Genomic DNA, 22,145 nt, shown 5'->3' on the forward strand with positions numbered 1-22,145 from the left:
CACAATCTCCTAGTTGCTAGTGTCGGTATATTTTACATTGTTACTATCAATATTCAAGCCTAACTCTTTTGCTTTTTGCCATATACGCTCATATGTGCTTAATTCATCAATCTTCATTTTCAGCTCTGAGTTATGCTGATTTTCCTTCGCTATTTCATTTTTTACATTTTGGATTTTTAAATTTGTATCATATATAGCAGCTTGGGTTTTAATGATTTTCGTACCAATGAAAAAGCATGCAAAAATAAAAACTAGGTAAAGTAGTTTTTCAAAAGGAGTTATTTTAGATACTTTCTTTTGTTTTTTCTTGTTAGAAGGTCTTTGTTGTAAATCAGTAACTTGTTTTTGTTGTAGCTTTCTAGCCAAATTACTCATTATATTCCCTCCTTATAATTTTTCTGCAACTCTTAGCTTCGCAGACCTTGCGCGTTTATTAAATTCAACTTCTTCATCAGTTGGTAAAAGTGGTTTTCTGTTCACTAATTTTAACTTTGGTTTAAATTCATCAGGAATAATTGGTAAACCTGGTGGTAATGGCGGAAGTGAACTAGCTTCCTTAAAAATCGTTTTACAAATTCGATCCTCTAATGAGTGGAAAGTTATAACGCTAATTCTTCCTTTTGGTTTTATTAGAGTAATTGCATCTTTAAGTGCTTCTTCAAATACACCAAGCTCATCATTTACAGCGATACGAATTGCTTGAAAAATTCTTTTTGCTGGATGACCACCAGTTCTTCTAGCAGGTGCTGGGATTGCATCTTTAATGATTTCAACTAACTCAAAAGTTGTTTCGATCGGTTTTTTGGCTCTTATTTCTTCAATCTTTCTAGCCACTTGTTTAGAGAATTTTTCTTCTCCATATCGGAAAAATATTTTTACAAGTTGCTCATATGGCCAGTCATTTACAACTTCATATGCTGATAATGTTTGTTCTTGATTCATACGCATATCAAGTGGTGCATCTTGATGAAAACTAAATCCGCGCTCGGCTACATCTAATTGTGGCGATGAAACACCTAAGTCAAATAAAATTCCATCGACTTCATAAATTCCTAAATTATGAAGCTCCTCTTTTATATGTTTAAAATTACTTTTTACAATTGTTAATTGATTTTCATATTCTTTTAATCGCTCTTTTGCATGCTTAATTGCTGTTTCATCTTGATCAAAAGCGATTAATCTACCCTTTGATGAAAGTTGTGATAATAAATATTCACTATGACCTCCACCGCCAAGAGTACAATCTACATAAATGCCATCCTCATTTATATCTAAAGAATCAACAGTTTCTTTTAATAAAACCGTAATATGTTCAAACATGATGCTTTCACTACTTTCAATTTGTTAATTTTATAAGTCAAATCCGATTAAGTTTTCTGCTAACTCACCAAATGACTCTTCTGATTCATTCATATATGTATTCCAAGTTGATAAATCCCAAATCTCAATACGATTTGTAACACCAACTACAACACACTCTTTTTCTAATTTTGCGTAATTACGTAAATTAGGTGTTATATTAATTCTCCCCATCTTATCCATCTCACATTCCATTGCCCCAGAGAAGAAAAAACGGGTAAATGCTCTTGCATCTTTTTTCGTTAGTGGTAGTGTACGCAGTTTATCTTCAATTAAACTCCATTCGGCCAATGAATAGCCAAATAAGCATTGATCCAAACCTCTTGTAACAATGAAGTTTTCACCAAGCTTGTCTCGAAATTTTGAAGGTATAATAAGACGTCCTTTTACATCGATATTATGTTGATATTCACCGATAAACATCCTATTCCCCCACTTTCTAACACAAACTTACCACATTCCCCCACTTCTTACCACCTTTTCTATAAAATTCTTTAAAATAACAAAAAATCCTGCTATCTATGCAGCAGGATTTCAATATTTCTTATTAAATTTTCACGATTTGATGAGCGTGATCCCATGATACCTCTAAACTACAAAGTTCATGAACAAAATCAAAGCCGTACTTATTTATATAGTAGAAAATATTTAGAACTCGCTCCTGCGGTTTTCCATTTGGAGATATCGAACAAATGATTCGATCCCATTTCTCAATCTGCTCTTCATGCTGTTTTAAGATTGATTCTTCTATTTTTCGTTCTAAAAGAAGAATTTGTTCTTCTATTTTTATATAGTTCTTTTTAGAAAAGTCCTTTAAGTTCGGTGTTACTTTATTCGTTACATCTTGAAGAGGTTTGTGCAATTCTTCTAAAGATTTTTTCGCATGACCAAACACTTCTTTATAATCTAGTTGTACTTGATCTTTAATCCATTCTACTTTCTTCTCCTCGATTGAAGAATTCAGTGCATCGTTTATATCTAACGAAAAATCTTCTAAAGCCGAGACAATATTTCTTTCGAAAATAGTAAACATATGTCTTAAAAATACTGGTGGCATTTGTAAGTTAAAAACCGTAAAAATGTCTTTTAGTTCAGCCCAGTAAGCAACTTCACCAGGTCCCCCTACAAATGCTAATGTTGGGAATAGGTATTCCTGCATGATTGGACGAGTAACAACATTATTACTTAATAACGCTGGCTGATCATTTGCTATTTCAATCAATTCTGTTTTGGAAAATTGATAATTTTTATTTTTCGTTTGAAAAACTTCCTCATTTTCAGCAACTTCAAGTAGCTGTCTACCTTCATTACTATGGTAAAAAAGATGAATGCTCTGCTCAGCTATTTGTAACGTTTCATGGTAACCCGCTTTAGTTAATCTGCTTTTAGTATCCTTTAAAACGCTTCTTACGATTTGCTGCTTTTGTATCATTTCATTAAATAATGATGACTCTAGCTCTCTTACATTCGGATCATCAGCATCAATTAAGACAAGCCCTTCATTTTTGAACAACTTGAAAATAATTTTCGCAAAAAAATCTACATAAGTTGTAGATTGCTCAATGATTGAATATAGTTCTCCAAGTAGTTCCCTTGAATAATTCGTTTCATCAAAAGTTGTAACTATTTTATCAATCCATTTTCTCATTTCCATTTTATCTATTTCAGTTCTTGAAGCAGCGTTTGAATAAGTAGATTTTTGATAATATGTTTGTTTTTTTATTGCTTTGTTCTCAATTGTATGAATATGATTGATTTCATCTATATCGTGGTCTTCACCCGCAATCCAAAACACTGGGACAACTGTTAAACTATGTTCTTTTTCATATTTCTTAGCCAATTGAATAATAGAAATAATTTTATGTATTGAATACAATGGACCAGTTAATAAGCCTGCTTGCTGACCGCCAATTACTACAAATGAATCTTCATTAAGTAATTTTTTCACATTTTCAAATGATGCATTACTTGCTTTATGTTTTTGATGAAACTTCTCAAGTGCATTAACTAATCCTGTGCGATTATAAGAACGTTCCATTACATTTTTAATTCTATATTCCATTTCTTCCTTTACTAATGGGTTTTCGCCAAAGAAAGAAGAAATTACCTCTTTTCCATTTACAAAATCATTCAGCAATTTATTTTGCCCGACTAAATGGACTTTACTAATTTGCATTACGAACTTCTTCCTCTCTCGTTCTTCAATTAAGCATTATACTCGGTTATTTTTAATACTAAACCAGCCAACATGGTAATAAAGTGAAGAATAATAAATAAAATACAAGACATTCTCCAAAACCCTTTTATTAGCTTATTAAACCGTATATCTCTTTTTGCTTTCCATTGAAGAATAATACTAATAAATAAGATAACCAATAATAAATTAATTAATATCCAACCTGTTGCAGTCGGAAAAAACATATTTAATACAAAGTAAAATGAACTAATATATAGAATTGTAGATAAATCTAGCGTAAAAAGCAAAAGTTTACGCTTGTTATTTTTAAAAAATAACTTTAAAAACATATAAATAAATATGGTAGAAAAAATTGGAAATTCAATTAATAATGAAATAAAGAAAATGAAAAATTTTTCCAAAAAGAATTACCCCTTTTTCTTCTCAAGTCCTTTTATACTATTGTACACAAGTTCAATTGTTGGTACATTTATTTTTTTATCAATTGCCAATTTTTTAACAAATCCTAGCATACTTTCAATTTCAGTTTGTCTACCGTGAAATAAATCCCGATTCATTGATGAATAGTTCTCAGAAGTTTTTTCGCATATTTCAACTAATTTATCCCACTCATTTTGGCGATTTAACTCTAGCACAGTTGCAACCTCATTAAATAATAATTTACAAATTGGTTTAAAATACTCATTAGTGATTATTTCGCCATTTCTAACATTAAATATCGAGGTTAATGGATTAATAACACAGTTAATAAGGCATTTTTGTTTAAGGATGTACTCCCAATCATCTTGGCATTTAAATGGAAACTCAGCGGTGTGTAGACTTGATAATCGCTTTAAAGCATCGATATTACCCTTTAATTGCCCAAAACGAATCATGCCTTTACCAGTATGTGTGACTTCATTTAGCGAAGTTTTTAATGCACCGTGTTCAACTATACCTATAAGACAGTTTGGTATGGATAGATTTTTAACTATTTCAATGTGAGACATGCCATTCTGAAGAAATAATATATTTTCGCCCTCATATTGATCTAAAGTGTTTACAATTTGATTCAAGTGATATTGCTTTACGCAAACGACTAATAGGTCGAACGTGCTGATTTTAGGCAATAATTTATTTGCTGTTATACACATTTGTTTCTTTTTATCATCTACTAATAGTATAACACCTAAACTATTTATTTGATTAGCCTGGTCTTCTGTTCTTGTAAATAATGTAACATCATGTTTATTTTGATATAAATACGATGCAGTAAGAAGTCCTACGGCACCGCCACCTATTATTCCAATTTTCATTGATTTCTCCATTCGAAAAAATTTTTTTACATTATTACTTTACTGATAATAAATTTACACTGAATCCATCTTTTTTTAAATTTAATTGTACGATATAATTATATTTAAAATATTACAAATTTACATTCTTTTTAAGGGGGAGCTTTTTTGAACATCAAGATAGAACGTTTACAAATAAATTTTAAAACACTTGAACAATTTCAGCAATTTTCCGGGTACGGCTTACAAGAATTATCAATGCTTGAAGATCTTGAATCAAATTTAATTGATAACGAGTTCCAATCTCCTTTTTATGGTATCTATTTAGGCAAGGCTCTTATTGCTCGTATGAGTTTATATACACATAGTGACCATAATGAAGAAATTATTGAAATTAATAAAATGGAAGTTCTTCCTTATTATCAAAAGAATGGTTACGGAAAAGAACTAGTTAAATTCGCTAAATCATTTAATAAGACAATAAAAACAATACCAAGAGCAAATTCAAATGAATTCTGGAAAAAACAAGGATTCATCGAATCAGATTCTGAATTTGTCATTTGGAAACCAGAAAATAAGTAAAAGATCTTAAATCTCTTTGGCAGCTACGTCAAGTAAGATTCATCGCTTGTTAATGAAAAAACTCAACTTCCCTTTTGGAGATGTTGAGTTTCTTTATCTATTTTTATTTTACTTTTGTGTCATTTTTAGAACTAATACTTACTATTTTTCGTCTTTGATCTAGGAAATCAAATAAATTTTCATATTCATTTTGGAGCTCATTTAGTTTTTCAACTAATTGTTGTTTCTCTACTTTCAACTGTTCGTTTTCTTGTTTATACCTTAATAGCTTTTTTTCTAAAGATTGTATATCTTTCATTCGTCCACCAGCATCTACTTTTAATCTTAAATATTCTAGGAATTTATAGACGGATTCAAAGGTTATTTCAGAATGGTTTTTTTCTGCTGCAGGTTCTTCATGGGTGTCTTCAGTAACTGGATCTGGCTCGTGTTTTAGTTCTACTTCATTTGATGGAACAGCTTGTTTCTTACTACTTGCTTTTGCTTGTTCAATCTCTTCTTTATAAAATTTTCGGACGAAAGAATTCCATCGATAACCACAAGCAGCAGCTGTTCTTGACAAGTTCTTTGCGACAACTTTAAATGCCATTAATTGAGTTGACCCCTCATTTATCATTTTTAAAACTACTTCAGCTAAGTAGTTATCTTCATCTTTTGTCCATGCATCCTGGCGATTTGCAACCATTTGCAATCCCCTCCAATTTCTTATGCAATAAGCAGATTTTACTAATTCATATGCACAAAAAAATGAAGGTAGAAGATTACTTTTCCTATTTTTTTGTAAATTGTTCGATATTTTTTATATGTTCATCAGAAAACCAAAGTGGCATAGCAGAAAGAACTTCTTCCTCCATACGTTTTTTAAGGTTTTGTTCTGTCCATTTACGGATCAGTATTTTTTTATTTTGATGATGGATTTGAGCAGGTATACTTCTAGATAAATTAATGAAGCTTTCATTATGTAAACTTGTTAAATCTTTCGAGAGTTCGTGAATAAAACCAATTTTTTTAGCTTGAAATGCGGTATAAATATTTGAGGATGATAATAAAGTGAGCCAATCTTGATGGTTCATTTTTTCTTGAAGAACAGTACCTCCACCCCATGAAGTCGGGATGCCCATTCTTCCTTGAATAAATCCTATTTTTGCATTGTGGCTTGCGTATCTAAAGTCGAATGCACTCGCGAGTTCACATCCACCACCTAAAGCATACCCGTTAATAAAACTGATTGTAATTTGAGGTAATGTCGCAATTTGATAAATAACATCACACATTTTTAAGTTAAAAGATTCCAAACCTGATAAATTATTTTTAAACTTTAAGATCGTGTTTAAATCTCCACCCGTACAAAAAAACTTCATACCTTCACCAGTTAAAATAACTAGTTTGCTTTGAGATTTCATTCGGATTTCTTGTATAGTTTCAGAAAGTTTTTCTACCGTGTTTTCATTTATGCAATTCCCGTAATTTGGCCTATTTAAAAATATATAATCTATTTCATCTCTTTTATATGTAATTACTTCAGACATTGCAATCCCTCTCTCTTTACCAAGTTTCCTATTAGTTTTTATTATACTATAGGGGAAATGAAAAGGGCATAGTTATAGGTAGTATGCGTGAAGAGATATGTTACTGATTTATTTTCTATCATGTTTTAAAACAAAAGGAAAAGCACATAGTTTCCTATGTGCTTTAAAGACTAGCTTATTTGCTTAGTACTTGTTTTCCTTTGTAGTGTCCGCATGATTTACATACACGGTGTGCTAATGTTAATTCGCTACAGTTTGGGCATTCAACCATCCCAGGTACCGCTAATTTAAAATGCGTACGACGCTTTCTTTTTACAGTTTTGGACGTTCTTCTTGCAGGTACTGCCATTGATCCCACCTCCTTAAAGTGAGTGTTTGTTATGAAGCCGGTTATCCGGTACTTCTCAATTATCTTGTTTGTCAAAAAATTTTGCTAATCCAGCAAGTCGAGGGTCAATTTTTTGCTCTACTTCGACATGTTCCCTAACTTCCCAATCTGTTCCTGACGTTGGAGCTGTTTCTTTACCCTCAATATCCTCTGCAAAAACTTGCATTGGTATTTCAGCTAAAATACATTCCTCGATCACTGGGGTTAAGTCTAACACATCACCCTCTAGGATGTGAAAATTCTCATCTTCACTTTTCCATTCTGATGTTGTAAAAAATGTTTCTGTTGTGGTAATCGACAAAGGATATTTTACATCAACTAACGTTCTTACACAAGGTAAAATTAAATATCCAGTTATTGTTAAATGAAACGTATATCTGTTCGTTCCAAAATCAACTCGTCCAGTAACTCGAATTGGAGAAACCTCTCGAATCTCAGGATTACGTTCCTTTATTTGACTTACATCAATTGTCTCATCTAAATTTAAACCTTTATGTCTTAATTTCTGCAACTGGTGCACTGACCATTTCATAAATAACCACCTCAAGGCAACAATAAAAATTATATATTCCTTATAATCATTTGTCAATATTTTTTCTTTACACACTTGAAAAGCGGAGGCGACTGTTCAGCCCCGACAAGCATAAGACGATTTTCGACTAAGATTTGCAGTAATTCATTTACCGAAATCTTATCATTTCCCCTTAATCTTTTGGCTATTTCTTATCTCTTTCTATTCCCTTAAATCTTTGATCCTTCTCCAATTATGTAACCCATCTAATATATTATTTTCCACAACAAAATTCAATATAATTCACCCTATGTTGCGAATTATTTCTTAAAACTGGTATTCTTAGTGTATAAATTCGTGAATTTAGTAAATATTGGAGGTGTATTTTCCTGAATTCGGTTGGTGTAGTAGTTGAATATAACCCTTTGCATAATGGTCATGTTTTTCACTTAACTAGTTCTAAAGAAACAACTAATGCTGATGTTGTTATTGCTGTAATGAGTGGTCAATTTTTACAAAGAGGCGAGCCAGCGGTTGTTCCAAAGCATGTTCGAACAAAGTTAGCTTTACAGGCAGGTGCAGATCTTGTTATTGAATTACCTTATAGCTATTCAACACAGCACGCTAGCATTTTTGCCAAAGGTGCTATTTCAATTCTAGATTCCTTAAAATGTGACTACGTATGTTTTGGAAGTGAAGAAGGTAGAATCGAGACATTTTACGATTTAATTACTCAAAAGAAACAGCTTACTTCTTCAATCAATTCAAGTATTCGTACTTTTCTTGATGAAGGATTAAGTTATCCTGCTGCATATAGCACTGCTTTACAAACTAATCTCGAAACATCCAATTTAGATGTTTCATTGCCGAATAATATATTAGGTATACATTATTTGGAGGCAATTGAACATTTCAATAGTAAGATGGAAGGTAGAACGATTAAGCGAATTGCAGCAAATTACCATGATGAAAATACGAATCATCATAGTATTGCAAGCGCTACTGCCATTAGAAAAATTCTTAAAGGTGAGGACCAATCAATTGCTAACTTTGTACCTAACTTTACGAAAGATTCAATTGAAGAATACATAAATGAGTATGGTACTCTACATTCATGGAATGAATATTTACCATTTTTGAAATACAAGCTTACAACTTCAAGAAAAGAAGAACTTGAAGAAATTTACGAGGCTGTCGAAGGTTTAGAAAGAAGAGTTTTAAATTCTGTGCTAAGCTGTCTTGATTTTCAAGAGTTAATGACATTGATTAAAACTAAAAGATATACATGGACTCGAATTCAAAGATTATTAACCCATATATTAACGAATACATCAAAAAAAGAAATGTCTACAATTTTAGATCAAGATCGAGTTCCATATATCCGTTTACTTGGTATGAGTTCAAAGGGAAAAACTTACTTAAATAGCAAAAAAAAGGTGATTGATATACCAATTTATACAACTATTAATCAGCAAAATCAAAAAGAACTAATTACTGATTTAAAAGCAACTCATACTTATGCCTCTATGCTTTCATTAAACAATCAGCAAAAATTAATAAAAACAGAGTATTCTCTATATCCAATCATTTTCGATGAAAATACAAACTATTTTAGTAGATCATAGTACTGATAAAAATTTGGCAGGAATAGGTCCACCTATAACCTGCCTTTTTCGATTTATTGTATATAAAACGTCATAAAAGGATTATTTTTTAGTCTTTAATTTTTCTAGATAAGCGATTGCTTGATCATATGTATCAACTGGAACTATTTTCATTTTCAAGTGATTTTTTTTTGCACCTTTAACGGCTTCATTATAATTAGAATTCTTTTTACCATTCTCATTTGGTGCAAAGAAGATTTCTGCTCCAGCATTAGAAGCTGCAATTATCTTTTGAGAGATTCCACCAATTGGACCAACGACACCATTTTTATCAATCGTACCGGTTCCCGCTATTTCATGTCCTCTTGCTAGGTTTTCGACTTTTAATTGATCATAAATTTCTAGCGCAAACATAAGCCCTGCTGAAGGTCCGCCAATTTTTTCAGAATTGATTTTAACTTTTGGATTTGTTGTTAGATTTAAGTTTTCTGCAATCGAAACACCAATTCCAGCATGATTTGGTTCATCTTTAAAAGCTTTTGACTGGATTGTAAAGTTTTTGATTTTTCCTTTTCGACTTACTTCAAGCTTAAATTTAGTACCAGGCTTGTTACTTTTCACTCTCGATGTAAAATCATTTAACGAACGAATCTCATTCCCATCTATTTTAGTTATGATGTCTCCAAGCATTAATACATGATAAGCAGGCATATCCTCAAGCACTGAAACGACTATTATCCCGTTTTCTGTAACTTGATATGATTTTTTTGCCTGCTTATATGCGTTTAAGATTGCAGCTTGCTTTGACTCTTCCATATATCTTAATTGTCGAAACTGATAATCTTCATCACTCTCACCTTTTACTTTAATTTCATTTATTTTGTATAAGTGGTAATTGTCATTAAACTTTGAAACAATATATGAGTAGATATTTGCCTTACCCATTGATATAGTCGTTAGCATAAATTCACCTTTATCTTTTTTTGCACCTTTAACCTTTACATATGGTCTAAGGGGCTCGGCTAATCCAGGTTTGGTGACATAATACGGGAATGGAATGAAATATAAAAGAATTAGTGTAATACCAAGTACTAATATTACATTAAGAATTCTTATCCTTTTTTTCACTATTGTTCTCCTTCCATTGCTCGATCTTTTCAAGAATCTCTGGTATTAATCTTTCTGCTGCCTCTTCACCTATTTTGATTATATTTTCAAGATCTGTAAAATTTCTAGAGTTAACATGATCTAATTTAGGTCTTATCATGATATTAGACGCGAACTCTCTATTTCTAACGAGTTCGTGCTGCATAATCTCAATACTTTGCATAATGACATCATAAATTGTTGAAACTTCACCACTTACTTGTATTGGTGAAGCATCTACTCCAATAATAAAGTCCGCTCCCATCTCTTTTACAACTGATACTGGAATTCGATCGATGACCCCACCATCAACTAAAAGTCTTCCATTCCAAGTTTCTGGTACAAAAATTCCGGGAATTGATATACTCCCCCGAACCGCAGTAGCGATATCTCCTTTTTGAAATACAATTTTTTCACCTGTTAATAAGTCAGTAGCAATTACAGATACAGGTAAGTCTAAGTCTTCAAGCTTTCTTCCAAATGAAAGTACTTTTATCAACTCTTTTACTCTATTCCCAGAAATCAAACCCATTTTTGGTACAACATAGTCAATATAGTATTTTGATTGAAATACTTTCGCAATTTTATATAGTCTGTCTACATCTGTTCCGGCACCGTATAAAACAGCAACTAATGCCCCTATACTACTTCCAGCAATCAGATCTATAGGAATATTATGCTTTTTTAAAACGGAAATTACACCAACATGTGCAAATCCCCTTGCACCACCTGAACCTAATGCTAAACCAATTTTCGGTTCCAAGTTGTTTCCCCCCAATTAAACTCTTTGGTCTAAAATTGAATTCCATCAACGTATATTTAAATGTACAAGTTTTTTTTATACATATATTACTATCTTATTTACTATTTATTGGTCTTACTACAATTAGACAAAAATCTAAATGTTTTTCAGTCTATCTTTGGAGGTTTATATGTGAAAAAGAGTTATTTCATTACCTTACTAATTTTCTTAATACTTATCTTTCTGACATCGACGATTATTTTACATCCAGAGGTAGCGTTTAAGGGGTCGATTAGAGGATTAAATATGTGGTGGGGAATCGTATTTCCATCCTTGCTTCCATTTTTCATTTTAAGTGAACTTCTAATTTGCTTTGGAATTGTTCAATTTATAGGTGTGTTTTTAGAACCAATAATGAGACCTCTATTTAGAGTGCCAGGGGTTGGGGCATTTGTTTGGGCAATGGGGATGGCTTCTGGTTTCCCTTCAGGTGCAAAGCTTTCTGCCAAACTATATAAAGATGGAGAGTTAACAAAATTAGAGGCTGAGCGACTTAATTCTTTTACAAATTCGTCCAATCCCTTATTTATTTTTGTTGCAATATCTGTTGGTTTTTTTCATAACGCAAAGATTGGAATCGTTCTTGCTGTTAGTCATTATTTATCTAATGCGATTGTAGGCCTCATTATGAGGTTTTATGGCAGAAATCAACCTAACTATTCTCGCAAAGAAAGAATGCATTCTAACCGCTTTAAATACGCATTTAAGGTTATGCATGAAAAACGATTAAGTGAAAAAAGACCGATTGGAAAAATACTTGGTGATGCAATCGGTTCTTCTGTACAGACATTGTTAATGATAGGTGGATTTATTATCGTTTTTTCCGTCTTAAATATGCTTTTAATCGAAATCGGATTTATATCCAACGTCGGAAAATTAATCGCATATGTCTTCTCAAATTTGAGCGTAAATCACAATTTATCTATACCTTTTTTATCGGGTTTATTTGAAATTACTTTAGGATCTAAATTAGTAAGTGAACTAAAAAATAGTACATTATTACAACAAGTAGCTCTTACAAGCTTCATTTTAGGCTTTGGAGGATTTTCAATACAAGCCCAAGTAGCAAGTATTATTTCTGAAGTGAAAATGAGTATTAAGCCATATTTAATTGGTCGATTATTACAGTCTGGCATCGCACCTATTTTGGCCATTATTTTTTGGAAGCCACTATATCTTAATCAGTTATCCGCTTATGCTACGAATACTACTTTACCTGTAATAAAGATTTTTACAGAGAAACAGGTAAACATCGAATCAATGATTTCAAACGGTTCATTAATAACATTAATTTCTCTCTACATTTATGTCATTATCTTAATTTATAAAATGTATTCAAAAAAATTATCCTCTTAAAGTATGATATGTTGTCAAATAAACATCTAAAAAAAGAAACCTCAGTTTAAATTAAACTTGAGGTTTCAAAAATTTTTCAGTTAATGCAGTATTTACACAATCTGGAACTAAATCTTTTACATTGCCACCATATTTCGCGACTTCTTTTACAATTGAAGAACTTAAGAAAGAATATTGATTATTTGTCATAACAAAAAACGTATCAATTTCATCAACTAATTTTTTGTTCATTGCTGTAATTTGCATTTCATATTCGAAGTCTGATACAGCTCTTAGACCTCTTAAAATCGCAGATGCGTTAATTTTTTTCGCATAATCCATTAATAGTCCACTAAATGAATCAACCCGTACATTTGGAATCGTTTTAGTAGCTTCTGTAATTAATGTTGTTCTTTCTTCTAAAGTAAATAATGAATTCTTGGCCGAGTTATTTAATACGACAACGATTACCTCATCAAACACTCTTGCTCCACGTTTAATAATATCTAAATGTCCTAAAGTAATTGGATCAAAACTTCCTGGACAAACAGCAACTCGCTTCATGTTGTACCCCCTAAAAATTACTCCATACAAATATGATACACTGATACGCCACAAATTCCATATTTTTCTGCTTTTGTTCGTTCGAATTTCCCTATTTTTTCTGGTAATTCGACATCAGTGGCATGTTCTACTAAAATTGTACCATCTGATGCAAGTAAGTTTTTATCATCAAAAGTTTCAATCAGCGAGACAATTTGTTGTTTTTTATAAGGTGGATCTAAAATAATTAAATCAAATTCTATCTCTCTTTTAATAATGGCTTTAACAGCTCTCTCAGCATCATTACGATATACTTCTGCTCGATCAGAAAGATTACAGGTTGCTAAGTTTTCTTTTATTGTTTTAATCGCCTTCATTTCACGATCTACAATTATCGCCTTTTCCATCCCTCTGCTTAATGCCTCAATAGATAGTCCACCACTACCACCGAATAAATCTAATACAATCCCCCCATCAAAGTAAGGTCCAATAATATTAAACATCGCTTCTTTCACTTTATCAGTAGTCGGTCTTGTACTCATACCAGGTACTGCTTTTAAACTTAATCCTTTATTTTTTCCTGACACTACTCTCATTCAATTTACACCTACTATTTATTTCAATTTACGAAAATATCCTATCATAATTTTACTAAAACAAAAAACATTTCTTTCCATATTCTCCTACTAATGTATAAAATCATTCACTTTGGTAATAACTAATTTTAACAACATCTCAGTTGATGTTGTTGCCAACCGCGGAGAAGACTTACGTTTCCCCATAAGTTCTTCCTCCGGTTTCTCCTCTCCCTTTGCCTTCTTTTAAGTGATTACACTTTAATAAGAGGGGCCCTGCAAATGCGGGGTTTTTTTTTATGCTTTTATCCTGTAGAATAAATGTTGCATTTATTACCACACTTATTTTAAATAATACATAAAGTATTTATGTTATAGGGGGCACACTCATGATTCAACGCATGATTGAAATTGGAGAAGGTTATTCAGATCTATATGAACTATTTGAAATTGCAAAATCGCAAAAAGATAGAGTTAAATTTTTACTTAAATTAACTTCTGAAAATAAAGGCACAAATTGCTGCTCTTTTGCTGTAATATTAAACCCTACTTCTATTGGAGAATTCCAACCAATATATTATTGTAGAGAAGGTATTACATTAAAGGAAAATACAGTTTCAAAACGAGTAGAGCTATTTGAAGAATTAGCAACAACTTTAAACAAAGAAATCGTTACATTACAAATTCGACACTCTAGCTCATTCCATGAAAACGATTTATTCCACCAATACATTATTGGTATCTTACGTTTAAACCACTTAATACCACCAATGAAATAGTTAAACAGGATTACTTTAAAGCAAGATCTGTGTGGGGCGAGGGAATCAATCTTTACCCTTTCACTTTCTTTTACCCTGTCACAATAAAAACGATTGAACGGTTTTTTAATTCGGTTGGGGTTACCCTTCCAAAATTAATAATTACCATTCAATCGTTTTTAATCTACTTGATAATCATATTCCTTAGCCTGATCTGGTTTTGCATTTTCGTATTCAGTCTTAATAAAAGGCTTATATGATAATTCAATTCGTTTTACAAAATGAAATTTTTTCAATCTCTCTATTGTTCGATCTATATCATCCATATTGCAATATAGGACAACGTATTTCAAACGTTTAGAGACAAAGTGAATATTTCCAAATTTACGTAACATTTTTGCTTGTTTTAATGATTGTAAATAAATAATAATACCTTGTCTTTGCACGAACATAGCTTTCTCCTTTAAAAATCCGTTAAAAATAGAATATCATATCCCAAATTTCTTTTGCAATGAAACTTTCATAAATAGTTTTTAGAAAGGATTGAAAATTATGTTAGATGATGTTTGGGAGCAATTTTTTAACTGTCTTTCAAATTATAAACAAATTGTTCATTATTCAAACAAACAAATTTGTGGTGCGAATTTTCTATATTTACAAACAGATAGCTTTCAGTCAGAGGAGTCTATTAGGAAACTACTGCTTTCTTGCTCAAAAACAATTACTGAACAGTTTAAACTAATCTATCGAGTTGAATTTACCCGTAAAGAAAATAATCAATACGTATATAACCATCGATTTTACGTTCCAAATAAAAAAATGTTTTGTTGTGGAAACAATTGTGCGAACTGTACTAGGTTCCGAAAATAAACTAACTAAAAAAAGACTCACTATTTAAGAAATAATGAGCCATTCAATATTTTTTACCTCGTTTTACATCCACACTTTCCACCTGTACCGCATCCACCAGTGCTACATCCTCCACCTGTGTTTACGAAGAATGGATTTCCTGCTGGAACTTTTACAGATGGCGAAACTGCCTGAGCAATTAAGTAGCTAGTCTCATCTAAAAGCAACTGAATTGCATCTTCTGCTTGCTTAAAAGCAGCGATTGTATCGTTTAATTGAAGTTCTCTTTTAACTTCACTCATTTTTTTTCGAATTTCTTTATAATCCGGATGATATTTTCCAAAACGCTGCACATCCTCATATAAATCCTTCGTTTTCATAAAACGGCTAATAATATCTTGAGCAGTTTTATCGTTGTGTAATGCAATATATGAAGTTCGATACTGATCTGCAACATCTGAGTCTACGATCATTGAAGCAAGTTCTTCTGAAACTGTTATAAGTTGCAAGGTTTCCATTGTTGCGTACATTTCCTTACACCTCCAAGAATAAACTATAACATATTTAATTCCTTAAATAAAAGAACTTGTCTTAAGCCTTTATATGATCAGATATATTAAATTCATTTATCTTCCATTTACCATCTTTGAATTCAATAAAATTCGCACATGCATTTTTTAAAGTTGTCCTAAAATTAACTTTCACGGGATCAATTGCATGCAATATTGCTTTAATCGTATGAGAATGAGCAACAATGACAATTCGCTTTCCTTCATTACTTTGAGCAATATCTTTTAAAGCATTAAAAGCTCGATCAATTAATTCTTCATTTGTTTCCATACCTTTTACATTATTATTATAAATGTTTTCATGGTAATCTGAAATAGGTTTTCCGCTAGCCTCACCAAATTCTCTTTCTAAAAATCGCTCATCCTCAATAATTTCATCAACTTTAGCAAACTCTGCAATTGCTTTGGCAGTTTGTTTCGCTCTAACTAAAGGGCTTGAAATGATTGAATCCCACTTTTGATCACTTAAAAATAATGCACTATCATTTGCCTGTTGTTTACCTATTGTATTTAAAGGAACATCTTCTCTTCCTTGAATAATATTGTTAAAATTCCAATCAGTTTGTCCATGTCTTACTAAACAAATTTCTGTCATAACTGCTACTCCTTTTAAAAACTTGCTTTCTCCATTGTAGCAAAAAGCTATGACAGAATGAACTAATATTCTTTTTAATCTTCCTTCGATTCATTATCCGAAGTGTCACTACTTGTATTTTGCTCCTTCAAAACTTGAAACATGTCAATCATAAATGATGCCATTTGAACTTGATTTGACAATTTATCAACTCGTTGTGGAATAGTTTTACCAAAGAACTGAAGAGAGGCCAGCCTAAACTCGTCTGTTAGCCCAGGATTTCTAGAAAGTTTACGATACCATTTTGGTTGTTGTCTTATAAACTTTATATAATCTTCATCACTTTGAAGAAACTCTAAAACATCTTTTCTCATTTAGATCTCCTCAATCCTGTCTAAAATTAAACTGTTGTGAAGCTGACTTTTCTTCTCTTTGAATAGTTGTAGCAGCAGGAGATTTAAATTGAGATATAAGTTGCTGGATGTTCGTTAAAGTAGAGTTTACATTTGTTAAATGGTCTTGTATCTGATCTGGATCCAAATTTTTTACAAATGATATTACTTTTCCAACATACCCTTCTTCTGAGGGTTGTTCCTTTTTGGCAGTTTTCTTTTGAGACTTTGAAGAATTTCCATTCCTATATTCATCCCACATTTCATGCTCTTCGCCTTTATAGTACCAATCTTCAAAATACTGTTGCCATGTTTTTTTTCCTGCTTTTACAGCCTCACGAAGTTTTGGATGTTCCATTACGAATTGCCTAAATTGTTCGATAGATGGACGATTATTTTCAGTTCCCATACATATCACTCCAATTAAAAGCATTTACTACAAAATTATGTCTACGGAATAATTTTGTGCTTGTATGGAAATAAAAAAATCAAGCACAAACTTTCGCTTTTGCTTGATTTAGTTATTATTTTATAAAATTTTGAGTGTAATATTTATTAAATGCGCCGACACCAAGTGTAGTGTATTCCTTTTTATACATATTTACCCGATGACCTTTACTATTAATCCATCCATATACTGAAGCAATACCGTCAACATAATTAGCTGCAATATTTTCACCAGCTAATCGATAAGGAACATTCGCATCATTTAAACGATCAGCTAAACTGCCATACAAATTAGAATAGTGATCAAAATATTTATTTTGAACCATATCTTTACTATGACCTAAAGCTACTTTAGCAGCTTCTTTATTCCATTTTAAAGTACTCAAGTTCATTCTTTTTCGATATACATTCGTTAAACTAAATATTTGTCTTTCTTCTTCACGGTCAACAATTGCTTCTTGAAATGCATTTAATTTTTTAGCGTTTATTAAATTACCACTATAAATAAGCTCATACGGTTTATGCTTAACTAAAGTTTCTGGGGATAAATATCGAACTCCTAATAAACTTCCCGTAAAACGGTCAAAATAAAGTTGAGCAAAACAATTATTTAGTGAAACAAGTGGGCGTTCGTGTAAATCCGTAGTCGATAATTTAAAAGTATACTCATTACTTAAGATCGAAAAGGAAACTTTATCATGTAAAGTCACATTATCCATTGTTTCTTCGTAGTGGCTACCCATTACAAAAGGAGATATATCCACTTTATTACCTGCAACAAAAATGGTTACAACTTTGTCATTTAATATACCGAATTGAGCATATTTAGTGGTATCAGAATCATAAATTAGCCAACTGTAATCATATTGAGAGGGAACTTTTCTTGACGGCTTACCAAAGGTTTTTAAAATTTCTTGTTCACTTTGACCAATATACTGAGAAACGGAGTATGTAATATTTTTAGTACTTGCATTTTCAATCATCGGCATATTCACTTCTTCTACTCTCTGATATTGTTTAAACGATTTAATATTGGTGACCCAATCTTTAATAAGTGGACTGAACATAAAAACTGTTATAAAACTTATTGTAAAAAAGAAAAGTTTTATAAGCTTTTCCATTTATATCTTCCCTTCCCAATTGTTAACTCTATCTCTATATATCCATTGTAGCCAAATTATTCAAAAAAATATATAAATTAGTTAAAATACATTTATCAGCTTTTCATTGCTAATTATTGTCATAGATAATATTATATTAGTAGGGATTTTTTCTAAGTAATTTAGGGGGTAATAACATGAAATTTGAGAATACAAATTTAGAAAATCATGTAGTAAATGTAAATTTATTAACTGAAATCATGGAAGAATTAGGCTTTGTCCTTGCAGGTCAATGGGATTACCAAAGAGTAACTTACGATTATAAATTTGAACAACGTAATGAAATCTACTACTTACGTGTTCAAGGTTTCGCAGTAGAAGGACATGTAGAGTCAAGTAAAGGTAAAATCCAATTACTTACTCCACTTTTAGGTAAATACTATTATCCTCACGGTGTTGAATATGGTGAAGGTGAAAGCTTCCCAGAAAGTATTGTTGCGAAAAGTAAAGACTTACTTAAAAAAGCTGAAGAGCAAATTTCTCTTGTAAGCAAGTTCATTATTCTATAATTATTAAAAAGAGTGAGTAAAAAGAAGTACAACTTCTATTACTCACTCTTTTATTTTTCATTTTATTTTTTACTTAAAACCCTAAAACAGCTTTAATAACTGAAGTAGTTTCTCCGCCCTTGTAGAACACGTATAGTAGACTATAAACTGCTACACCTGTTATTGCTGTAAAAAACCAAATAATACTTGTTATAGGCCCTATTTTTTTGTGTAGCTTTAATTTATTTTTAAATCCTGAAATGATTGATACTAGTCCAAACACTCCTCCAGTTGTTGCTAGGAATATATGGAAAAACAAAAATAGATGGTAATACAACTTTAAACTTTTTGGTCCTCCAAATGATGTATTTCCAATAAAAATTGTTCTAGATGCATAAACAATGAAGAATGCGAGCGCAAATACTCCAGCAAAGAACATAACCTTCTTATGTCCTTCTACATTTCTTTTTGCAATAAGTGCCCAGCCAATTGCAACAAATATTGCACTAATTACAATAAAGCTTGTACTTATTGTTGGTAAAATTGGTAACGAATTCAATACTTCCACCCCTACGATTTTTTAAGCAATAATGGATTACTACTGATTGGATCAATTTTATTTCCATTTTGTTCTCTTTTAACCCATTTAAAAAAATTAAAACCAATAACAAACCCATAAACTATTTCCTGGATAATTTTCATGATCACTCCGCCAACTTGCTGATCTTCTCTAGCTGACATAAAGTTTAATACTTCTGGACCTGAAATGTTTAGCGACTTTAATAAGTCCGGTGATACGCACAGCTCCATTGCTTTACTCCATACTGCTGGATCATTATATGTTGCGTAAAATGGATGACCTGCAAAAATAATAAGCGCACATGCTGGTGTTAATAAAATACCATTACCAAACATATAACCGATTTTTTGGATATCCGATAAAGTTTGTCTTTCAGGTAAGTTATTAATAACAGGAAACCACATAAATACAGCCATTAAAAATAATATATTTGTAAATAAAAAGTGATAAACATTATTCGTTTTGACAGAATCAAACACTAGTGGATAATGATAAATAGAAAATACTACATTAAAAATAATTAAAGCAATCAATGGTTTTGTAGCAAATGAAAAGAACGAATTAATTAATTTTGGTTTAAGTGTGTTTCTCCATAACCAATTTGGAATTCCATTAATAAGAAAGATCGGTGCAACTAAGTATAAAACTGCCATTTCAGTCATATGTGCACTAAAAATAATATGTCCTATTAAATCAATTGGACTACCTTGAGCGATATAAACTAACAAAATCCCAAGAACAAAATACACTTTTTGTTTAGTCTCAGTAACATGGTTTTTATCTTTAAATTTATTAATTATGTAAAAATAACCTAAAACGACTAAAACTAAAAACACAAATAAATATGGACTCCAAAGTGCTTTAAACCCGAACATCCCTAAGCTAATCATGAATGCACACCCTTTATTTATTCTATTCACACTTATTATTTTTACCTAATGCCTAAAATTATATTGAGCTATTTAACTTAATGTTGATTTTATAACTTTAAACAAATACGTTTGCAAGGCAAAAAAAATTTATGCATTACTTCTATCATATAATATTTAATGAAATTATCCAAACTATTATACTACTAAATTATATAACAGTAATAATGATTTATTCAAATTAAAATACAATGTGAAATTGTTATTAAATGATATTTTCTCTAGGTAACGGGTATTAATAAAGTTCTTTCGCGTATGCTTTTTTCTAGAAGACGTTGATTGGAACGAAATGATGCTCGACTCCTATCGGAAATACAGGAAGCCTAGATACCCCCCAGGCTAGTCGAGGAAGCTAAAGAATCACGCTCCATGGAAAGCGAGAATCCTGTAGTGGAAATCAACATCATACAGCTTCCTTTAAATTGAAAAATATTGTTGTTTAATTGAAAAAATCTTTATTCAACAGCTTTAAGCCACGTATCATGACGTGGCTATTTCTTTAACGATTTCGATAAATATTTTGCTTATGTCACTAAGTTTTTTATATTTAGGATAGATCACCCACAAATCTTTATAAACGAATTCATTATTTTCTTTGTAAGGTATAGATTTTATAACACCACTTTTAATGTCCGGATGAAATTTAGCTCCTGATTCATTTGAATACACAAATACATTATGTTCTTTAACAGCCTCTGTAAGAATACTCATGCTGTTTGTAGTAAACTTGATTTTATTTTTATTCTTTTTAATTAACTTTGAATAGTAATAATCAGAATAGTTTGTATAACATGCTGTTTCCATGTTTAATACATCAGCTTCTGTTACGAACTCATAATGATATAAAAGGGAGTTTTTACCGACAATAACATGTACTCGATCGGTCCGAATTAAATCATAATTAATATTTTTTTCACTCTCAAGTATCTCTAAATCTTGTGGGAAAAAGCAAAAGTCATATTCAGTATGTTTAATCGTTTCCATTATGAGCGTCGGTTCTTTTTCCTCAATATCAATTGTTACATTCGGGTGCTCAACATGAATTCTGTTCAATGCTAGTTGAAGCACAGTTGAAAAAGTAGGGGTAGCGATTATTTTCAAATGAATCTTTTTGTTGTTTTTATAATCAAATAACTCTTCATTTAACTTACTAATGATTTGTAAAACTTCACTGGCTCTTTTAATTAAAATCTTGCCTTCTTCTGTTGGAAATGTTCCTTTTCTTGATCGGTTAAATATCGTTATTCCCAATTCAGTCTCTAATTGAGAGATCGATTGACTAAGTCCTGAACTTGTAATATGTAATCTTTTTGCAGCTTTAAGTATAGATTTCTCGCTTGCAACTTTCACTATATATTCCATTTGCTCAAAATTCATAAATTCTCCTCGAATACTACTAGTTTACATACTTATTTTTTCTCCCAATTGAAACTGTATACATTCCTAATAGGAAAAGTGGTGTATATTAAATGGACTCATCCATTATGCAGCTAAAGTTGTAGTAGGTTAATCAACTAAGAAAAACGATTAAACCTAAATCGAGTAGGAGGGAGT

The 22,145-nt window shown here is 31.4% G+C and carries 28 protein-coding genes; 5 read left to right on the forward strand and 23 right to left on the reverse strand.

All coding sequences use genetic code 11. The features are described 5' to 3' along the window. Positions 1 to 9: 9 nt before the first annotated feature. The 6 genes from ftsL to COC46_RS17510 all read right to left on the reverse strand — a co-directional run bounded on the left by ftsL (position 10) and on the right by COC46_RS17510 (position 4,851). Positions 10 to 375, reverse strand: coding sequence for a cell division protein FtsL (ftsL, locus tag COC46_RS17485; RefSeq protein ID WP_098811202.1), 366 nt, complete (start codon positions 373 to 375; stop codon positions 10 to 12). 12 nt (positions 376 to 387) lie between these two features. After that, positions 388 to 1,320 (reverse strand): 16S rRNA (cytosine(1402)-N(4))-methyltransferase RsmH, encoded by a 933-nt coding sequence (gene rsmH, locus COC46_RS17490; protein ID WP_098811203.1) that lies wholly within the window; start codon positions 1,318 to 1,320, stop codon positions 388 to 390. Positions 1,321 to 1,350: 30 nt separating this feature from the next. Further along, on the reverse strand, positions 1,351 to 1,782 hold the full coding sequence (gene mraZ, locus COC46_RS17495) for a division/cell wall cluster transcriptional repressor MraZ (RefSeq protein WP_098811204.1): 432 nt from the start codon (positions 1,780 to 1,782) through the stop codon (positions 1,351 to 1,353). Positions 1,783 to 1,906: 124 nt separating this feature from the next. Continuing rightward, entirely contained in the window at positions 1,907 to 3,535 is a 1,629-nt protein-coding gene (gene bshC / locus COC46_RS17500) for a bacillithiol biosynthesis cysteine-adding enzyme BshC (RefSeq protein ID WP_098811205.1), read from the reverse strand. Between the two features lie 29 nt (positions 3,536 to 3,564). Beyond that, positions 3,565 to 3,957 carry a DUF3397 family protein gene (locus tag COC46_RS17505; RefSeq protein WP_098811206.1) on the reverse strand — a complete coding sequence of 131 codons (393 nt, stop codon included), beginning with the start codon at positions 3,955 to 3,957 and terminating at the stop codon, positions 3,565 to 3,567. A gap of 6 nt (positions 3,958 to 3,963) precedes the next feature. Next, the gene (locus COC46_RS17510; protein WP_176545205.1) at positions 3,964 to 4,851 is read right to left on the reverse strand and encodes a 2-dehydropantoate 2-reductase; all 888 of its coding nucleotides are present in this window, start codon (positions 4,849 to 4,851) and stop codon (positions 3,964 to 3,966) included. A gap of 147 nt (positions 4,852 to 4,998) precedes the next feature. Between COC46_RS17510 and COC46_RS17515 the strand changes: the two genes are divergently transcribed. Further along, a complete protein-coding gene (locus COC46_RS17515) occupies positions 4,999 to 5,412 on the forward strand; it encodes a GNAT family N-acetyltransferase (RefSeq protein WP_255294952.1) in 414 nt (137 codons plus the stop codon). 103 nt (positions 5,413 to 5,515) lie between these two features. On the opposite strand, the gene COC46_RS17520 is transcribed toward COC46_RS17515, so the two are convergent. From COC46_RS17520 to COC46_RS17535, 4 genes are all read right to left on the reverse strand, one after another. Continuing rightward, positions 5,516 to 6,097: an RsfA family transcriptional regulator gene (locus COC46_RS17520; protein WP_098811208.1), complete on the reverse strand. Its 582-nt coding sequence runs from the start codon at positions 6,095 to 6,097 to the stop codon at positions 5,516 to 5,518. 85 nt (positions 6,098 to 6,182) lie between these two features. Next, positions 6,183 to 6,941, reverse strand: coding sequence for an enoyl-CoA hydratase/isomerase family protein (locus COC46_RS17525; RefSeq protein WP_098811209.1), 759 nt, complete (start codon positions 6,939 to 6,941; stop codon positions 6,183 to 6,185). Positions 6,942 to 7,116: 175 nt separating this feature from the next. Continuing rightward, positions 7,117 to 7,290 carry a 50S ribosomal protein L32 gene (rpmF, locus tag COC46_RS17530; RefSeq protein WP_025672195.1) on the reverse strand — a complete coding sequence of 58 codons (174 nt, stop codon included), beginning with the start codon at positions 7,288 to 7,290 and terminating at the stop codon, positions 7,117 to 7,119. A 55-nt stretch (positions 7,291 to 7,345) separates the two neighbouring features. Beyond that, complete coding sequence (locus tag COC46_RS17535; RefSeq protein ID WP_098811210.1) at positions 7,346 to 7,861, reverse strand: YceD family protein; 516 nt, start codon at positions 7,859 to 7,861, stop codon at positions 7,346 to 7,348. 368 nt (positions 7,862 to 8,229) lie between these two features. Between COC46_RS17535 and COC46_RS17540 the strand changes: the two genes are divergently transcribed. After that, positions 8,230 to 9,465 (forward strand): nucleotidyltransferase, encoded by a 1,236-nt coding sequence (locus COC46_RS17540; RefSeq protein ID WP_098811211.1) that lies wholly within the window; start codon positions 8,230 to 8,232, stop codon positions 9,463 to 9,465. A gap of 81 nt (positions 9,466 to 9,546) precedes the next feature. On the opposite strand, the gene COC46_RS17545 is transcribed toward COC46_RS17540, so the two are convergent. Together COC46_RS17545 and COC46_RS17550 are read right to left on the reverse strand one after the other, a co-directional pair. After that, complete coding sequence (locus COC46_RS17545) at positions 9,547 to 10,572, reverse strand: SepM family pheromone-processing serine protease (RefSeq protein ID WP_098811212.1); 1,026 nt, start codon at positions 10,570 to 10,572, stop codon at positions 9,547 to 9,549. Then, positions 10,547 to 11,353: a patatin-like phospholipase family protein gene (locus tag COC46_RS17550; protein WP_255294953.1), complete on the reverse strand. Its 807-nt coding sequence runs from the start codon at positions 11,351 to 11,353 to the stop codon at positions 10,547 to 10,549. The genes COC46_RS17545 and COC46_RS17550 overlap by 26 nt, the downstream gene beginning before the upstream one ends. Before the next feature lie 153 nt (positions 11,354 to 11,506). Between COC46_RS17550 and ylbJ the strand changes: the two genes are divergently transcribed. Continuing rightward, positions 11,507 to 12,748: a sporulation integral membrane protein YlbJ gene (ylbJ, locus tag COC46_RS17555; protein ID WP_255294955.1), complete on the forward strand. Its 1,242-nt coding sequence runs from the start codon at positions 11,507 to 11,509 to the stop codon at positions 12,746 to 12,748. Between the two features lie 51 nt (positions 12,749 to 12,799). Here the strand turns inward: ylbJ and coaD are convergent, their stop codons facing one another. Further along, the gene (gene coaD, locus COC46_RS17560) at positions 12,800 to 13,291 is read right to left on the reverse strand and encodes a pantetheine-phosphate adenylyltransferase (RefSeq protein WP_098811215.1); all 492 of its coding nucleotides are present in this window, start codon (positions 13,289 to 13,291) and stop codon (positions 12,800 to 12,802) included. 17 nt (positions 13,292 to 13,308) lie between these two features. After that, complete coding sequence (gene rsmD, locus COC46_RS17565; protein WP_098811216.1) at positions 13,309 to 13,866, reverse strand: 16S rRNA (guanine(966)-N(2))-methyltransferase RsmD; 558 nt, start codon at positions 13,864 to 13,866, stop codon at positions 13,309 to 13,311. 368 nt (positions 13,867 to 14,234) lie between these two features. Between rsmD and COC46_RS17570 the strand changes: the two genes are divergently transcribed. Then, entirely contained in the window at positions 14,235 to 14,624 is a 390-nt protein-coding gene (locus COC46_RS17570; RefSeq protein WP_098811217.1) for a DUF7147 family protein, read from the forward strand. A 158-nt stretch (positions 14,625 to 14,782) separates the two neighbouring features. On the opposite strand, the gene COC46_RS17575 is transcribed toward COC46_RS17570, so the two are convergent. From COC46_RS17575 to COC46_RS17605, 6 genes are all read right to left on the reverse strand, one after another. Then, the gene (locus COC46_RS17575; RefSeq protein ID WP_098811218.1) at positions 14,783 to 15,055 is read right to left on the reverse strand and encodes a YlbG family protein; all 273 of its coding nucleotides are present in this window, start codon (positions 15,053 to 15,055) and stop codon (positions 14,783 to 14,785) included. 471 nt (positions 15,056 to 15,526) lie between these two features. Next, complete coding sequence (locus COC46_RS17585; protein WP_098811220.1) at positions 15,527 to 15,982, reverse strand: YlbF/YmcA family competence regulator; 456 nt, start codon at positions 15,980 to 15,982, stop codon at positions 15,527 to 15,529. A gap of 61 nt (positions 15,983 to 16,043) precedes the next feature. After that, entirely contained in the window at positions 16,044 to 16,616 is a 573-nt protein-coding gene (locus COC46_RS17590) for a histidine phosphatase family protein (RefSeq protein ID WP_098811221.1), read from the reverse strand. 74 nt (positions 16,617 to 16,690) lie between these two features. Then, on the reverse strand, positions 16,691 to 16,969 hold the full coding sequence (locus COC46_RS17595) for a YlbE-like family protein (RefSeq protein WP_098811222.1): 279 nt from the start codon (positions 16,967 to 16,969) through the stop codon (positions 16,691 to 16,693). A gap of 10 nt (positions 16,970 to 16,979) precedes the next feature. Next, positions 16,980 to 17,396 (reverse strand): YlbD family protein, encoded by a 417-nt coding sequence (gene ylbD, locus COC46_RS17600; RefSeq protein ID WP_176545206.1) that lies wholly within the window; start codon positions 17,394 to 17,396, stop codon positions 16,980 to 16,982. A gap of 115 nt (positions 17,397 to 17,511) precedes the next feature. Further along, positions 17,512 to 18,555, reverse strand: a complete 1,044-nt coding sequence (locus tag COC46_RS17605) for a CAP domain-containing protein (RefSeq protein WP_098811224.1) — start codon at positions 18,553 to 18,555, stop codon at positions 17,512 to 17,514. Between the two features lie 176 nt (positions 18,556 to 18,731). On the opposite strand from COC46_RS17605, the gene COC46_RS17610 reads away from it, so the two are divergent. After that, positions 18,732 to 19,103 carry a YugN family protein gene (locus COC46_RS17610; RefSeq protein WP_098811225.1) on the forward strand — a complete coding sequence of 124 codons (372 nt, stop codon included), beginning with the start codon at positions 18,732 to 18,734 and terminating at the stop codon, positions 19,101 to 19,103. 73 nt (positions 19,104 to 19,176) lie between these two features. Here COC46_RS17610 and COC46_RS17615 read toward each other — a convergent pair whose 3' ends face one another. From COC46_RS17615 to COC46_RS17625, 3 genes are all read right to left on the reverse strand, one after another. Further along, positions 19,177 to 19,641, reverse strand: coding sequence for a DUF420 domain-containing protein (locus COC46_RS17615; RefSeq protein WP_098811226.1), 465 nt, complete (start codon positions 19,639 to 19,641; stop codon positions 19,177 to 19,179). An 11-nt stretch (positions 19,642 to 19,652) separates the two neighbouring features. Continuing rightward, positions 19,653 to 20,552 (reverse strand): cytochrome c oxidase assembly factor CtaG, encoded by a 900-nt coding sequence (gene ctaG / locus COC46_RS17620; protein WP_176545207.1) that lies wholly within the window; start codon positions 20,550 to 20,552, stop codon positions 19,653 to 19,655. 519 nt (positions 20,553 to 21,071) lie between these two features. Beyond that, entirely contained in the window at positions 21,072 to 21,968 is an 897-nt protein-coding gene (locus tag COC46_RS17625; RefSeq protein ID WP_098811227.1) for a LysR family transcriptional regulator, read from the reverse strand. Positions 21,969 to 22,145: the final 177 nt, after the last annotated feature.

The sequence above is a fragment of the Bacillus sp. AFS041924 genome, from assembly GCF_002577195.1.
Taxonomy (GTDB): domain Bacteria; phylum Bacillota; class Bacilli; order Bacillales; family Bacillaceae_G; genus Gottfriedia.